The organism is Neorhizobium sp. T25_13 (genome assembly GCF_002968675.1).
Taxonomy (GTDB): Bacteria; Pseudomonadota; Alphaproteobacteria; order Rhizobiales; family Rhizobiaceae; genus Neorhizobium; species Neorhizobium tomejilense.
In genome coordinates, this window is record NZ_PVBI01000002.1 from 547015 (window position 1) to 560946 (window position 13932).

Annotated in this window: 17 protein-coding genes; 15 read left to right on the top strand and 2 right to left on the bottom strand. The window is 61.6% G+C overall.

Annotation, left to right across the window (positions count from 1 at the left end; genetic code table 11):
* The first annotated feature begins 9 nt into the window (after positions 1-9).
* From C5J22_RS06235 to C5J22_RS06280, 10 genes are all read left to right on the top strand, one after another.
* Positions 10-861, top strand: coding sequence for an RNA methyltransferase (locus C5J22_RS06235; RefSeq protein WP_105437553.1), 852 nt, complete (start codon positions 10-12; stop codon positions 859-861).
* Positions 845-1642: a glutamate racemase gene (murI, locus tag C5J22_RS06240; protein ID WP_105419254.1), complete on the top strand. Its 798-nt coding sequence runs from the start codon at positions 845-847 to the stop codon at positions 1640-1642. Before C5J22_RS06235 ends, murI begins: the two co-directional genes overlap by 17 nt.
* A 383-nt stretch (positions 1643-2025) precedes the next feature.
* Positions 2026-2262 (top strand): DUF1127 domain-containing protein, encoded by a 237-nt coding sequence (locus C5J22_RS06245; protein WP_105437554.1) that lies wholly within the window; start codon positions 2026-2028, stop codon positions 2260-2262.
* A gap of 72 nt (positions 2263-2334) precedes the next feature.
* Positions 2335-2778, top strand: coding sequence for a GNAT family N-acetyltransferase (locus tag C5J22_RS06250; RefSeq protein ID WP_105437555.1), 444 nt, complete (start codon positions 2335-2337; stop codon positions 2776-2778).
* A gap of 146 nt (positions 2779-2924) precedes the next feature.
* Positions 2925-3008 carry a type II toxin-antitoxin system RelE/ParE family toxin gene (locus C5J22_RS31605; RefSeq protein WP_215893446.1) on the top strand — a complete coding sequence of 28 codons (84 nt, stop codon included), beginning with the start codon at positions 2925-2927 and terminating at the stop codon, positions 3006-3008.
* Positions 3009-3022: 14 nt separating this feature from the next.
* On the top strand, positions 3023-3310 hold the full coding sequence (locus C5J22_RS06260) for a HigA family addiction module antitoxin (protein WP_105437556.1): 288 nt from the start codon (positions 3023-3025) through the stop codon (positions 3308-3310).
* Positions 3311-3396: 86 nt separating this feature from the next.
* Entirely contained in the window at positions 3397-4035 is a 639-nt protein-coding gene (locus C5J22_RS06265) for a LysE family translocator (RefSeq protein WP_105401198.1), read from the top strand.
* 23 nt (positions 4036-4058) lie between these two features.
* Complete coding sequence (locus C5J22_RS06270) at positions 4059-4430, top strand: GFA family protein (RefSeq protein WP_105437557.1); 372 nt, start codon at positions 4059-4061, stop codon at positions 4428-4430.
* A gap of 10 nt (positions 4431-4440) precedes the next feature.
* Complete coding sequence (locus C5J22_RS06275) at positions 4441-5073, top strand: LysE family translocator (RefSeq protein WP_105437558.1); 633 nt, start codon at positions 4441-4443, stop codon at positions 5071-5073.
* Positions 5074-5198: 125 nt separating this feature from the next.
* Positions 5199-6713, top strand: coding sequence for an ATP-binding protein (locus C5J22_RS06280; protein WP_105437559.1), 1515 nt, complete (start codon positions 5199-5201; stop codon positions 6711-6713).
* 4 nt (positions 6714-6717) lie between these two features.
* On the opposite strand, the gene C5J22_RS31055 is transcribed toward C5J22_RS06280, so the two are convergent.
* Positions 6718-6963, bottom strand: coding sequence for a DUF982 domain-containing protein (locus tag C5J22_RS31055; protein ID WP_046667938.1), 246 nt, complete (start codon positions 6961-6963; stop codon positions 6718-6720).
* Between the two features lie 298 nt (positions 6964-7261).
* On the opposite strand from C5J22_RS31055, the gene rpsD reads away from it, so the two are divergent.
* Complete coding sequence (rpsD, locus tag C5J22_RS06290) at positions 7262-7879, top strand: 30S ribosomal protein S4 (RefSeq protein ID WP_105424983.1); 618 nt, start codon at positions 7262-7264, stop codon at positions 7877-7879.
* A 98-nt stretch (positions 7880-7977) separates the two neighbouring features.
* Here the strand turns inward: rpsD and sthA are convergent, their stop codons facing one another.
* Positions 7978-9465: a Si-specific NAD(P)(+) transhydrogenase gene (gene sthA, locus C5J22_RS06295; RefSeq protein ID WP_172746539.1), complete on the bottom strand. Its 1488-nt coding sequence runs from the start codon at positions 9463-9465 to the stop codon at positions 7978-7980.
* A gap of 217 nt (positions 9466-9682) precedes the next feature.
* Between sthA and C5J22_RS06300 the strand changes: the two genes are divergently transcribed.
* From C5J22_RS06300 to C5J22_RS06315, 4 genes are all read left to right on the top strand, one after another.
* A complete protein-coding gene (locus C5J22_RS06300; protein WP_046606239.1) occupies positions 9683-10423 on the top strand; it encodes a FadR/GntR family transcriptional regulator in 741 nt (246 codons plus the stop codon).
* 89 nt (positions 10424-10512) lie between these two features.
* On the top strand, positions 10513-12018 hold the full coding sequence (locus tag C5J22_RS06305; RefSeq protein WP_105437665.1) for an ABC transporter substrate-binding protein: 1506 nt from the start codon (positions 10513-10515) through the stop codon (positions 12016-12018).
* Between the two features lie 84 nt (positions 12019-12102).
* Positions 12103-13050, top strand: a complete 948-nt coding sequence (locus C5J22_RS06310; protein WP_105437561.1) for an ABC transporter permease — start codon at positions 12103-12105, stop codon at positions 13048-13050.
* Complete coding sequence (locus tag C5J22_RS06315; protein ID WP_105437562.1) at positions 13047-13922, top strand: ABC transporter permease; 876 nt, start codon at positions 13047-13049, stop codon at positions 13920-13922. Before C5J22_RS06310 ends, C5J22_RS06315 begins: the two co-directional genes overlap by 4 nt.
* Positions 13923-13932 lie beyond the last annotated feature (10 nt).

Consider the following 13932-nt stretch of genomic DNA (forward strand, 5'->3'; position numbering starts at 1 on the left):
GAAACAGAAATGTCAGGCACGAACAGCGAGCGCGAACTCATAGCCGAAGGGCCGGCGGTCATCCTGGTCGAGCCGCAGCTCGGCGAGAATATCGGCATGGTGGCGCGCGCAATGGCCAATTTCGGCCTCGCGGAACTGCGCCTGGTCAAGCCGCGCGACGGTTGGCCGAGCGAAAAGGCCCGCTCCGCCGCCTCCAAGGCCGACCACGTGATCGACGGCACCAAGGTGTTCGAAACGCTCGAGGAGGCGATCGCCGACCTCAATTTCGTTTACGCGACTACCGCGCGCGAACGTTACGGCTTCAAGCCGGTGCGCTCGCCGGTGACCGCTGCCGAGACCCTGCGCACCAGGTTCAAGGCGGGCGAGAAGACCGGCATTCTCTTCGGCCGCGAACGCTGGGGCCTCACCAACGAGGAAGTGGCGCTCGCCGACGAGATCGTCACCTTTCCCGTCAATCCCGCCTTCGCTTCGCTGAACATCGCCCAGGCCGTGCTTCTGATGTCCTATGAATGGATGAAGTCGGGCATGGACGATCTAACCGAGACGGTCTTTCTGCCGATCGAGCAGCGTCCTTCCACCAAGGAACAGGTCATTGGCCTGTTCGAGCACCTGGAAGAGGCGTTGGACGCCCGCAATTATTTCCATCCGCCCGCGAAAAAGCCAAGAATGATCGACAACCTCCGCGCAGTCATCTCGCGGCGGGGTTTTACGGAGCAGGAGATCAGCGTGTTCCGGGGCGTCATCAACTCGCTCGACCGTTTTCCCCGCGGATGGTCGAAAAAGGACGGGCCGAAGCCTGAAAAGGCCGATCTGCCCAAAGGGGTATCTGGGGAGAAGACGGGGAATGACGCAGACGAATGAATCGAAACCCGTGCTGATGTTCGATTCGGGCATCGGCGGGCTGACGGTGCTGCGCGAGGCGCGCGTGCTGATCCCGGAACGCGGCTTCATCTATGTCGCCGACGACGCCGGCTTTCCCTACGGCGACTGGGAGGAGCCGGCCCTGCGCGAGAGGGTGATCGCGCTCTTTGCAAAACTCCTCGATGAATACGATCCCGAAGTCTGCGTCATCTCCTGCAACACCGCTTTCACCCTGGTCGGCGCGGATCTGCGCGAGACTTTTCCAAAAATGACCTTTGTCGGCACTGTCCCGGCGATCAAGCCGGCTGCCGAACGCACCCGCTCCGGTCTGGTCTCCGTTCTCGCGACCCCCGGCACGGTCAAGCGCGCCTATACCCGCGACCTCATCCAGTCTTTTGCCACCCAGTGTCATGTGCGTCTCGTCGGCTCGCAGAATCTCGCCCGCATGGCGGAAGCGTATATTCGGGGCGAGACGATTTCCGACGAGGCGGTGCTGGCCGAGATCGCGCCCTGTTTCGTCGAGAAGGACGACCGGAAAACCGATATCGTCGTGCTCGCCTGCACCCATTACCCCTTCATGGCCAATGTGTTCCGCAGGCTCGCCCCCTGGCCGGTGGATTGGCTCGACCCCGCCGAGGCGATCGCCAGGCAGGCACGCCGAAAAGTCCCGCTGGTCGAGGGCGCCGAACATCCCGACAATTACGATTTCGCCGTCTTCACCTCCGGCAATCCCGATTTCGCCACCCGCCGCCTGATGCAGGGCTTCGGTCTCAGGGCCTGAGCGCCATTGAGTAATGTGGCTTATTTGCCACGCTTTTTTCGTGATGACTGCAATTCGCGATTGTGCACTTGCTCATCGGGCGATCTCGTGTATTATTTACCCATTCCGCAAATCGAACACAGGAGGCGTGAAATGAAGTCCATTACCATGTATATGCGCCTTTCTGGCGGAACGGCTATTGTGGCCTCGGTGTCTCGCACATCGATGCCGGCCGGCATGTGCTTCCAGGCTGCATAAGACTGGATTTCCGCCGTTTTGGCACTTTTCCCATTGATCTGACGTGACCGGCTGACGACGCGATTTACCGCGTTTCCTCGTCCGCATCCGCACGTCTTTCTTCATCTCAGAGGACCTGGTCGCGACATGCGCCGGGACGAAAAATCATGCGTGAATCACAATTTGTGGTTGCTGATACCCTTTCGGCTGCGGTTCATGAACTCTGCCGCGAACATGGCGTCTGGAAGACTGCTGGTGCACTGCTCCTGGCAGCCTGGAGACGTCGTCAAGAAGAGAACCAAATCTCTGATCTTTCCAATCGGATGCGCCGCGATGTCGGTTTCCCCGAACTCGAGGACGACCGCGGAAATGTCCGGTTCATCCTTTGGGACCTCCGGCTGTGAAATGACTGGGATGGGTCCCCGGCGGGCTTGCCGCCGGGGCCTCACGTGGAGGTTCTATGTGGAGCTGAAACAATGACGGCCGTCTTCCGCAAGCTTTGCCGTGACGATATGGCGGAGGCTGCGAGCGTTCACCGTACGTCCTTCAACGAACGGCTGCCGTGGCTCGCTCAGCTTCACGCGCCGGAGGAGGATCGCGGATACTGGAGAGAACATCTCTTCGCGACCTGCGACATCTGGGGCGCCGAAAGGGACGGCACCTTGCTCGGCGTCATCGCCTTTCGCACGGATTGGGTCGAGCAGTTCTATATCCTGCCGAGCGTGCAGGGGCAGGGGATCGGCTCCCGGCTGCTGGACATCGCCAAAGGAGCCCATCCGCAGCTTTTTCTGTGGACCTTCCAGCGCAATATGGCAGCCCGGCGTTTCTATGAAGCGCGCGGTTTCATCGCGATCGAGGAGACCGATGACACTGGCAATGAAGAGAAAGAGCCAGACGTGCTCTATCGCTGGCCAGCATAGTCATGCTTGTATCGCATTCAAGCCGCTCATTCCGCTAAGCTGGAACGCATTCTCGGTCTGCTTGATGCCGCTGTCAGTCCGGAAGATTTGAACCTTCCTGGTTTGAAGCTGCATCCGCTCAAAAGAACCTGAAAGGCCACTGGTCGATCTGGGTCAACGGCAACTGGCGGGTAACATTTCGTTTTGTCGGGGCAGACGTCGAACTCGTCGATTATCAGGATTACCACTGAAGGGAGCCGTGACGATGATGAAATCTCCTCCACACCCCGGCGAGCTGCTGCGAGAGGATGTACTTGCCCCGCTCGGTCTGTCGGTGACGGAAGCGGCGACACGTCTCGGCATGTCACGGGTCGCTCTGTCGCGCGTGCTGCATGGACGCGCAGGGATCAGCCCCGATCTGGCGGTACGCCTGGAGCGAGCGGGCGTCAGTACTGCCCGCGCATGGTTGTCGATGCAAGCGAACTATGACCTGGCGCAGGCCATGGAACGCGAGCAGCCGCCGGTTCGCCCCCTGGATACCGAGGCGGCCTGATCGCGAAAGCGATGCCTGCCAAGAACCCGCTTGCAAACTGAAAAATTCGGTGGCTTGCTCCCTCCAGTCTATGGAGGAGAATCCGCATGTCGCTTGAACACTGGCTCGCTTTCGTCGCCGCTTCATCTGTTCTCCTGGCCATTCCGGGGCCGACGATCCTGCTCGTCATTTCTTATGCGCTGAGCCATGGCCGCAAGGTGGCATCCGCAACGGTTGCCGGCACGGCGCTGGGTGACTTCACGGCGATGACCGCATCCATGCTCGGGCTGGGCGCTCTGCTTGCGACCTCTGCGGCACTCTTCACGGTGCTGAAATGGGTGGGCGCCGCTTACCTCATCTATCTCGGCATCAAGCTCTGGCGCGCGCCGGTTTCCGAACGGGCTGCCGATCTCGGCGAGGCCGAGGTAACGTCCGTAAAACCCTTCAAGATTTTCCTGCACACCTACGTGGTCACCGCATTGAACCCGAAGAGCATCGTCTTCTTCGTGGCCTTCCTGCCGCAGTTCCTGGATCTCAGCCAGCCGCTGTTCTTCCAGATGGTGGTCTTCGAAGTGACCTTCCTGGTGCTCGCGACCCTGAACGCCACGCTCTACGGCCTGCTGGCCTCGATGGCGCGCAACACGATCCGCAAGCCGAAAGTCCAGCGGATCGTCAACCGCACCGGCGGTTCGTTGATGATCGGTGCCGGCCTGCTGTCGGTCGGCTTCAAGCGCGCAGCCGCCTGAGCTTCGTCAAGGAGGAACAGCTGATGATCACCGGGCGTTGCCATTGCGGCGAGACCGTTTTCGAGATCAAGGGTGAACTGCCGCAGGCACTCACCCGCTGCACCTGCACTTACTGCTCAAGGCGCGGCGCGCTCCATGCCTATTACGAGCCGGCGCAGGTGAAGGTTACCGCCAATGCTGCGAGCGACAAGGTCTATCGCTGGAATTCCAAGATGGTGGCGCATCATTTCTGCGGTACATGCGGCTGCACCACCTATAGCGACAGCCCGGATTTCCAGATGGACGGCACCTGGGACGGCAAGACCCGGCGTATCGCCGTGAATGCACGATTGTTCGACGATTTCGATGCCGAGGAATGGCCTCACACGGTCATCGACGGCCGGCATCTCTGGTAGGAGAAGAGCGATGAGTGACGTTACCCTGCTTGCTTTCGCGATCGTTGCGTTCATCGGCATTGCCACGCCCGGGCCGACCGTGCTGCTGGCGCTCACCAATGGCTCGCGTTACGGCCTTCGCCGTGCTCTGCCGGGCATGGCAGGCGCGATGATCTCCGATTTCGTTTTGATCGGCGCAGTAGCGCTCGGCCTCGGTGCTTTGCTGGCGGCCTCCGAATTCTGGTTCTCGGTCGTCAAGTGGCTGGGTGCCGGTTATCTTGCATTTCTCGGCCTGATGCTTCTGCGCTCGAAAGGCTCGCTTGACGTAACGGCAGGCGCTGCTGCCGCCAGTTCGGGTGCCGCGACGTCAATCTTCCTGAAGAGCTTCCTCGTTGCGGTGACCAATCCCAAGGGATACCTGTTCTTCTCGGCTTTCCTGCCGCAATTCATCGTCCCGGATGCGCCACAGTTTCAGCAATATGCGATCCTGGCGCTCGTCTTCGCGCTGATCGATATGGCCGTCATGTTCGGTTATGCGCTGCTCGGCTCGCGGGCTGTGCATCTTCTGAAGAAGAAGGGCGCGCTCTGGCTCGACAGGCTCTGCGGCGGGGCACTTCTGGCGCTTGCCGGCTCGCTGGCATTCTATCGTCGCGCGACATCCTGAGCGGTTTCGCAAAGGCCTGTGCATTTTCGATCTTGCCCGGCGAAACGAATCCCGATCTCTGTTAGAGTTCCGGAGTCGCGGCTTCTAACGGTCACCGCGAAGAGACAGCATACGAGGTAAGTGCATTGCAGGTCGGCATCGATATGGGAATTGTGTCCGGGGGCGATCCGGCCAAGCTCGATATCGAGGAGCTTCTGGCGACCCGTCTGCTCGTGCAGGGAAATTCTGGCTCCGGCAAGTCGCATCTCCTGCGCCGCCTGCTGGAACAGTCCGCGCCCTGGGTGCAGCAGGTGGTGATTGATCCGGAAGGCGATTTCGTCACTTTGTCTGAAAAATTCGGCCATGTGGTGGTCGATGGCGAGCGCAGCGAGGCCGAGCTTGCCGGCATCGCCAACCGTATCCGCAAGAATCGCGTCTCCTGCGTCCTGACGCTCGAAGGCCTCGATCTCGAAGAGCAGATGCGCGCCGCCGCCGCCTTCCTGAACGGCATGTTCGATGCCGACCGCGAATACTGGTATCCGGTCCTGGTCGTCGTCGACGAGGCGCAGATGTTCGCGCCGTCGGTCGGCGGAGATGTGTCGGAAGACGCCAGAAAGCTCTCGCTGGGTGCCATGACCAACCTGATGTGCCGTGGCCGAAAGCGTGGCCTTGCCGGCGTCATCGCGACCCAGCGGCTCGCAAAGCTCGCCAAGAACGTCGCCGCGGAAGCCTCGAACTTCCTGATGGGCCGCACCTTCCTCGATATCGACATGGCCCGCGCCGCCGATCTGCTCGGCATGGACCGCCGCCAGGCGGAAATGTTCCGTGATCTGAAGCGCGGCAATTTCGTCGCCCTCGGCCCGGCTCTGTCGCGCCGTCCGTTGCCGATCGTCATCGGCACGGTCGAGACGTCGGCGCGCTCTTCCAGCCCGAAGCTGATGCCGCTGCCGGATGCACCGCAGGATGTCGAGGACCTGATCTTCACGCCGGATCCGGAAGAATTCACCCGGCCGATGGTCCGGCGTGCCCCGCCGGCGCCGCGGCCGACGACGGATATCCTGGCCGAATTGTCGCGCTCGACACCCGCCGCCGTGGCTGCGCCGCAGGAGCCGCGTGTCGCCCAGCCGGAATTGTCCGCCGAAGAGCGCGAAGAACGGCTGTCCGCCGTGCTGTCGGAAATTCTCGACGATCCGCAATCCGCCTACCGGACGGATTCCGTCCTATATCAGGATTTTCTGGTGCGCGCCCGGATGCGGCGCCTGCAGGGTCCGCCGCTCTCGCTCAGTGAATTCCGCCGCCGCACGGCGATCGCCCGCTCGGGGGTCGACGAGGAAACCGCTTCCAGCGAGGCCTGGGGAACGGCGCTGTCGCTGTCATCCGGCGTTTCGGATGACCTGCAGGGCGTTTTCCTGCTGATGGCGAAGGCGGCGATATCTGGCGAACCATGTCCCTCGGATGCGCGGATCGCCCGGGCCTACGGCACCCACTCGGCGCGTCGCGCACGTCGCCTGCTCGGTTATTTCGAAGAACAGGGCCTGATTGTCGTGCATGCGGACTTTTCGGGCAAACGCATTGTTGCTTTCCCGGATCTCCAAGCCGAAACCGCGCCGGGCAGCGCCGACGCGCCGGATGAGGGCGAGGCGAGGGCCGCTGCCGAATAAGCGGTCAGTGGATGTGAAAATGCGCTTCCACAGCCGCGGCGATAAAGGCGCGCCGGGCCTCCGAAGGCCTCGACTTTCCCTTTAACGCTTCGTCGCAAACCTGTTCCGCCAGATGATGCTGGCTGCCGTGATAGGCCGGCCAGAAGCGATCGAGGACTGTTTTCGCCTCGCGTACCGTCTTGACCGTGCGGACCATGCCGGTTTCGGGATTTTCGATCCTGATCGGGCTGCTCCAGAGTTTCGATTTCATGACACGACACCTCCTTCCCTTAAGATGGTACGAACCCCCTGTTCCGTCAAAAAAGCCTGCAGACAGCCTTGCCGAAAGGTTAAGAGACCGGTGCAGTTGACATTCCTGTGACATCCGCCTAAACACCGCGCCAACGCCGGGCCGAAAGACCCGGTGTTTCACTGACATGTCCCGTGGTTTTCTCCGAACGCTTTCGTGAGAGACCTGTCAGAGCTCTTAAATCAGGGCTCAGAGGAGGGCGTGTTTCCTTGATCCGGCTTGGCAACAAGTCGGTGTAACCGTTTGATAAGGAAATACGATGAGCAAGCGCGAATCGTCCAAATACAAGATCGACCGCCGTATGGGCGAAAACATCTGGGGCCGTCCGAAGTCCCCGGTGAACCGCCGCGAATACGGCCCTGGCCAGCACGGCCAGCGCCGCAAGGGCAAGCTTTCCGACTTCGGCGTGCAGCTGCGCGCCAAGCAGAAGCTCAAGGGCTACTACGGTGATCTGCGCGAAAAGCAGTTCCGCTCCATCTATGACGAAGCCAACCGCCGCAAGGGCGACACTTCGGAAAACCTGATCGGTCTGCTCGAATCGCGCCTCGACGCGATCGTCTACCGCGCCAAGTTCGTTCCGACGGTCTTTGCTGCCCGCCAGTTCGTCAACCATGGCCACGTCACCGTCAACGGCGTTCGCGTCAACATCGGTTCCTACCGTTGCAAGGCCGGCGACGTCATCGAAGTCCGCCAGAAGTCGAAGCAGCTCGTCACGGTTCTCGAAGCCGTTTCGCTCGCTGAACGCGACGTTCCGGACTATATTGAAGCCGACCACAACAAGATGGTTGCCACCTTCGCCCGCATTCCTGGCCTGAGCGACGTTCCTTACGCCGTCATCATGGAACCGCAGCTGGTCGTCGAATTCTACTCGCGTTGATGAATTGCCCTTCGGGGCGGTTCTGCGACACAAAAGAAAAGCCGCCTTTCGGGGCGGCTTTTTTCGTTTGATCGGATAGTTTAGCGAGAATTACCGCCTCACTTGGAGGCGGCTTTTTTCTTCTCGCTGGCAGGTTCCGTGGTGGTCGCGGTCGTGTCCGTGGACTGGGAGGTTGCGACAGGCGCTTCCTTCGGGCCTTCGCCCATGCGGTTCCAGGCGTCGAGGCCGGCGATCTTGTAGGCTTCGGCAAGCGTCGGGTAGTTGAACGTGTTCTCGACGAAATATTCGACGGTGCCTTTAAGGTTCAGGACCGCCTGGCCGATGTGGACAAGTTCGGTCGCACCTTCGCCGACGATGTGGACGCCGAGCAGGCGGCGGGTCTTCAGCGAGAAGATCAGCTTCAGGAGGCCGGTATCGAGGCCCATGATGTGGCCGCGCGAGGTCTCGCGGAAGCGGGCGATGCCGCATTCATAAGGAATGCCGCGCTCCTTCATTTCCTCTTCGGTGAGGCCGCAGGTGGAGATTTCCGGCACGGCATAGATGCCGTAGGGGAAATATTTCTGCGGCTCCTTGGCGATCGCGCCGACGGCGACGCGCGCCGCGACGCGACCCTGTTCCATCGAGGTCGAAGCAAGGCTCGGAAACCCGACGACGTCGCCGGCGGCGTAGATGTTGGGAACGGAGGTCTCGAAGGTTTCCGGATTGACCTTGAGGCGACCGCGGCTGTCGGCTTCGAGCCCCGCTGCTGCGAGGTTCAGCGTATCGGTGGCGCCCATGCGGCCGGCGGCGAACAGCACCATGTCGGTAATGATCTGGCGGCCGCTGTCGACGTGCACCAGAACCTTGCCGTCCGGCAGGCGCTCCACCTTGTCCGCCTTCTGGCCGAGCAGCAGTTTCATGTTGCGGTCGCGCAGCTGGTAGGTGAAGTCTTCGACGATTTCCTTGTCGATGAAGTCGAGCATGGTCGGCTTCGGGTCGATAACGGTCACGGCAGCATCCAGTGCACTGAAGATCGTCGCATATTCGATGCCGATAACCCCGGCGCCGATGACCACCATCGAACGGGGGAGTTGCTCGATTTCGAGCAGCTCGTCGCTGTCGAGAACCGTCTTGCTGTCGAATGGCATGTAGTCGGGGCGGAAAGGCTTGGTGCCGACCGCGAGCAGGATCGACTTGCCCATGACGTGCATGACGTCGCCGTCGTCCTTGGCGATTGCCATCGTGTCGGGCGTGACGAAAGTCGCCTTGCCACGGATGCTCTGGACGCGATTGCGGGCGAACTGGTGTTCCAGCACTTCGACCTCATGGTCGAGCGTGATCAGCAGGCGGCGACGCAGATCCTCCGCACTGATTTCCTGCTTGACCCGGTAGGCTTTGCCGTAGAAGCCGCGCTCGCGCCAGCCGGACAGGTTGAGCGCCGTTTCGCGCAGCGTCTTCGACGGGATCGTGCCCGTATGGACCGAAACGCCACCGACCCGCTTGCCCTGTTCGACGACCAGAACCTTCTTGTCGAGCTTGGCTGCCTGGATGGCCGCGCGGCGACCGGCCGGTCCGCTGCCGACGACGATGAGGTCGTATTGGTTCATGGGATGCTCCGCTCCGAATCTGACGGCTGCCGCAATGCGGCAGCGCTTACGAATCCCTTTGTAGTCACCTATTCTAAAGTTTTGATTGCGGCTCGTCCAAGCCTTGATTTCAATCTGTATGCATCAATTTTGTGCACTGCAAGAATTGCTGAAAAATTAACTTGACGGAGGTCCGGAAATGCCGTCCATTCGGACCAATCAGAAATTGGTACGATAAATGGTACAGGATAAAGCCGGCGAGGCTCATGACAATTCGAGCTATGCGCTGGATCGCCTGAGGGAGCTTTTAAGGGCGGGAGAATTCGGTTCTGAGGGCCGCCTGCCGACCGAACGGGCTTTGACCGACATGCTCGGCATCAGCCGGCGCGCGGTGCGACGTGCACTCGAGGTGCTCGAATCCGAAGGTCTTATCTGGCGTCGCCAGGGCTCGGGCACGTTTATCGGCGAAAGGCCGAGCGAGTGGAGCAACCATGTGGGCGCGATCGTCGCCGGCACGGATTTCATGGAGATCATGGAAGTCCGTTTGAGGATCGAGCCGCAGCTCGCCCAGCTCGCGGCCATGCGCGCCAAGCCGGCGGATATCGCCAAGATGTACGAGATCGCCTCGAAGATCATCGAGAGCAGCGATGCCGACGCCCGCGAACTGTGGGATGGAACGCTGCACCGGCTGATCGCCCAGAGCGCCGGCAACCAGCTTTTCCTGTCGATTTTCGACGTCATCAATCGCGTCCGCCAGGACGAGGCATGGCGGGCGATCCGCGAGCGCGCCCGCTCCAGCGGCAATGCGGTCAACATCTCGTTTGCCCAGCACAAGACCATCATCGAGGCGATCGCCGCGCGTGATCCGGTCCAGGCCGGGGAGGCGATGCGCGAACACCTGCTGATGCTTCAGGAACGGCTCATCCGAGCGACGTCCCTTGGCTCCGTGGAACAGGGATCGCTCAGCGAAGCAAGCTGAATGGCCATCACGCGGCCCACCACCAGAAGCCGGAAACCGGCCAAGACTAAAAACAGGAACCTAAAAACAAGAGAGGAATGTTCATCATGATGCGACTTACCAAGCTTACGACCGCGCTGCTGGCCGGCGCGCTTTTCGCCTTTCCGGCGCTTGCGGTCGATTTGCGCATCGGCCTGCAGGACGATGCCGACGTTCTCGATCCCGCCCAGTCCCGCACCTTCGTCGGACGTATCGTCTATACCGCCATGTGCGATAAGCTGGTCGACGTTTCGCCTGACCTGAAGATCGTCCCGCAGCTCGCCACCGAGTGGAAATGGTCCGCCGACGGCAAGGAGCTGACGATGAAGATCCGCGAGGGCGTCAAGTTCCACGACGACACCCCGCTCGATGCCGCCGCCGTGGTTGCCACGATCGAACGCAACATGACCCTGCCGGAATCGCGCCGCAAGAGCGAGCTGACCTCCGTCGCCAAGGTCGAGGCGACCGGGCCGCTGGAAGTCAAGTTCACCCTGAAGTCCCCGGACGTGACGCTGCTCGCTCAGCTCTCCGACCGCGCCGGCATGATCGTTTCCCCGACCGCCGCCAAGGCGCTCGGCGCCAATTTCGGCTCCAAGCCGGTCTGCGCCGGCCCGTTCAAGTTTGTCGAGCGCGTCCAGCAGGACCGCATCGTGCTCGAAAAGTTCAAGGATTACTGGGCCAAGGACAAGATCTTCGTCGACAAGGTCACCTACCTGCCGATCCCGGATACGACCGTGCGCCTCGCCAATCTGCAGTCGGGCGACCTCGACTTCATCGAACGCCTGGCGCCGACCGACGTTGCTGCCGTCAAGGGCAATTCGGGCCTAAAGTTCGACGCGACCGTCAACATCGGGTACATGGCTCTTTACGCCAATGTCGGCAACGGTCCGCGCGCCGACAACCCGTTCGGCAAGGACAAGCGCCTGCGCCAGGCCTTCTCGCTGGCGATCGACCGCGACGCCATGAACCAGATCGTCTACGAAGGCACCGCCGTCGGCGGCAATCAGCCGTTCCCGCCGAACAGCCCGTGGTTCAACAAGGCAATCCCGGTTCCGGCCCGCGACGTCGCAAAGGCCAAGGCTCTGATCAAGGCCGCCGGCTTCGACCGTGTCCCGGTCGAGCTGCAGATCCCGAACAACCCGGTCGCCCAGCAGATGATGCAGATTCTGCAGTCGATGGTTGCCGAAGCCGGTTTCGACGTCAGCCTGAAGTCGACCGAGTTCGCCACCCTGCTCGAAGAGCAGACCCGCGGCAACTTTCAGCTCAGCCGCTCCGACTGGTCCGGCCGGGTCGATCCTGATGGCAATATCCATCAGTTCATCAGCTGCAAGGGCGGCATCAACGACGTGAAATACTGCAACCCGGACGTCGACAAGCTGCTCAACGAAGCACGCGCCTCGACCGATGATGCGGTCCGCAAGCAGAAATACGACGCAGCTTCCGTGATCCTCAACGAAGACATGCCGGTCATCTATCTCGGCCATCAGTCGTGGATCTGGGCTTACAAGAAGACCATTACCGGTTTCGTGGCCAGTCCGGACGGCATGATCCGCCTGCAAGGCGTCAAGAAGGGCTAAGCCTCCCGTGCCGCATGGGAGTGAACCCATGCGGCACTTTTCCGCATCGCTTCGTAACAATGTTGCTCAACGGGGGACGGCGTCATGCCTGTCTACATCGGAAAGCGTCTGCTGGTCGCCATCCCGACCTTGCTGATCATCTCCATTTTTGTCTTTTCACTGCAGAAACTGCTGCCCGGCGATCCCATTCTGGCGATGGCCGGCGAGGAGCGTGACCCTGCGGTCATCGAATTCCTGCGCGACAAATACCGGCTGAACGATCCGGTCGTGGTGCAATATTTCTATTGGCTCGGTGGCGTGCTGACCGGCGACTTCGGCATCTCGCTGCGCACCAACCAGCCGGTCCTGGAACTGATCCTCCAGAAGCTGCCGGTGACGATCCAGCTTGCCGTCATGGCGATGTTCTTCGCGATGGTGATCGGCATTCCGATCGGCATCCTGGCGGCGGTCAAGAAGAACACGTTCATCGACTACATCGCCAATGTGCTGGCGCTGACCGGCCTGTCGATCCCGAATTTCTGGCTCGGCATCATGCTCATCCTGTTGATCTCGGTGCAGCTCGGCTGGCTGCCGGCTTCCGGCTTCGAGTCGATCTTCGTCGATCCCGTCCGGTCCCTGCAGACCATGGTCATGCCGGCCTTCGTGCTCGGCAATGCGCTGGCGGCGACGCTGATGCGCCATACCCGCTCGGCGATGATCGGCGTGCTCAGCGCCGACTATATCCGCACTGCCCGTGCCAAGGGCCTGTCGCCGCGCGAAGTGGTGCTCAGCCACAGTTTCCGCAATGCGCTCCTGCCGGTCGTGACGCTGTCGGCGCTGCTGTTCGGGGAGCTGCTCGCCGGTGCGGTGCTGACCGAGCAGATCTTCACCATCCCGGGCTTCGGCAAGCTCATCGTCGATGCCGTCTTCAACCGCGACTATGCGGTGGTGCAGGGCGTCGTGCTGTGCACGGCAGTCGGCTTCATCCTGATGAACCTCATCGCCGACGTGCTTTACGTCCTCCTCAATCCGCGTCTGAGGGCCACCCTATGACCACGATCGACCAAGCGCCGCCGGTTGCGGCAGCCAAGCGCGACAAGAGCCGCGCCTGGCGAAAGATGAAGAAGAACAGGAGCGCGCTGGTCGGCGCCGTCATCGTCCTGTTCTTCGCAATCCTCGCGGCCAGCGCCCCGATCCTGCCGATCATCGATCCCGTCGCGACGAGCTGGACGGCGATCCGTAAGGCGCCGTCAGCCCTGTACTGGCTCGGCACCGACGATCTTGGCCGCGACATTCTTTCGCGGATGATCTGGGGCGCCCAGGCATCGCTGATGGCGGGGGTGTTCTCGGTCGCCATTGCGGTCGGCATCGGCGTGCCCTTCGGCCTGATCTCGGGTTATTTCGGCGGCTGGGTGGATATGGTGATCTCGCGGATCACGGAGGCTCTGCTCGCCATGCCTTTCCTGATCATGGCGATCGCGCTGGCGGCATTTCTTGGCCCGAGCCTGATGAACGCGATGATCGCCATCGGCCTGTCCGCCATGCCGATCTTCGTGCGGCTGACCCGCGGTCAGGTCCTGGCGGTCAAGACGGAGGATTATGTCGAAGGCGCACGCGCCGTTGGCCTGAACCACTTCGAAATCATGACCCGCTACATCCTGCCCAACGTTTTCGCCCCGATCATCGTCCAGGCGACGCTGACGATCGCAACCGCGATCATCGCCGAGGCGAGCCTTTCCTTCCTCGGCCTCGGCCAGCAGCCGCCAGCCCCCTCCTGGGGCTCGATGCTGAACGTCGCCAAGAACTTCCTGAGCCAGGCGCCCTGGATGGCGATGTGGCCTGGCGCGGCGATCTTCCTCGTCGTCATCGGCTTCAATCTCCTCGGCGATGGCTTGCGCGATGCGCTGGATCCCCGCGAGGCATGACGGCCGCGCC

Excerpts from the sequence above, each read along its gene's own strand:
- C5J22_RS31055 (WP_046667938.1), bottom strand. The coding sequence starts at position 6,963 with ATGAAATCGAAACTCTGGAGCAGCCCGATCAGGATCGAAAATCCCGAA.
- C5J22_RS06260 (WP_105437556.1), top strand. The coding sequence starts at position 3,023 with ATGATGAAATCTCCTCCACACCCCGGCGAGCTGCTGCGAGAGGATGTA.
- C5J22_RS06265 (WP_105401198.1), top strand. The coding sequence starts at position 3,397 with ATGTCGCTTGAACACTGGCTCGCTTTCGTCGCCGCTTCATCTGTTCTC.
- C5J22_RS06250 (WP_105437555.1), top strand. The coding sequence starts at position 2,335 with ATGACGGCCGTCTTCCGCAAGCTTTGCCGTGACGATATGGCGGAGGCT.
- sthA (WP_172746539.1), bottom strand. The coding sequence starts at position 9,465 with ATGAACCAATACGACCTCATCGTCGTCGGCAGCGGACCGGCCGGTCGC.
- C5J22_RS06235 (WP_105437553.1), top strand. The coding sequence starts at position 10 with ATGTCAGGCACGAACAGCGAGCGCGAACTCATAGCCGAAGGGCCGGCG.
- C5J22_RS06270 (WP_105437557.1), top strand. The coding sequence starts at position 4,059 with ATGATCACCGGGCGTTGCCATTGCGGCGAGACCGTTTTCGAGATCAAG.
- C5J22_RS06310 (WP_105437561.1), top strand. The coding sequence starts at position 12,103 with ATGCCTGTCTACATCGGAAAGCGTCTGCTGGTCGCCATCCCGACCTTG.
- rpsD (WP_105424983.1), top strand. The coding sequence starts at position 7,262 with ATGAGCAAGCGCGAATCGTCCAAATACAAGATCGACCGCCGTATGGGC.
- C5J22_RS06300 (WP_046606239.1), top strand. The coding sequence starts at position 9,683 with ATGGTACAGGATAAAGCCGGCGAGGCTCATGACAATTCGAGCTATGCG.
- C5J22_RS06275 (WP_105437558.1), top strand. The coding sequence starts at position 4,441 with ATGAGTGACGTTACCCTGCTTGCTTTCGCGATCGTTGCGTTCATCGGC.
- C5J22_RS06245 (WP_105437554.1), top strand. The coding sequence starts at position 2,026 with ATGCGTGAATCACAATTTGTGGTTGCTGATACCCTTTCGGCTGCGGTT.
- murI (WP_105419254.1), top strand. The coding sequence starts at position 845 with ATGACGCAGACGAATGAATCGAAACCCGTGCTGATGTTCGATTCGGGC.
- C5J22_RS06315 (WP_105437562.1), top strand. The coding sequence starts at position 13,047 with ATGACCACGATCGACCAAGCGCCGCCGGTTGCGGCAGCCAAGCGCGAC.
- C5J22_RS06305 (WP_105437665.1), top strand. The coding sequence starts at position 10,513 with ATGCGACTTACCAAGCTTACGACCGCGCTGCTGGCCGGCGCGCTTTTC.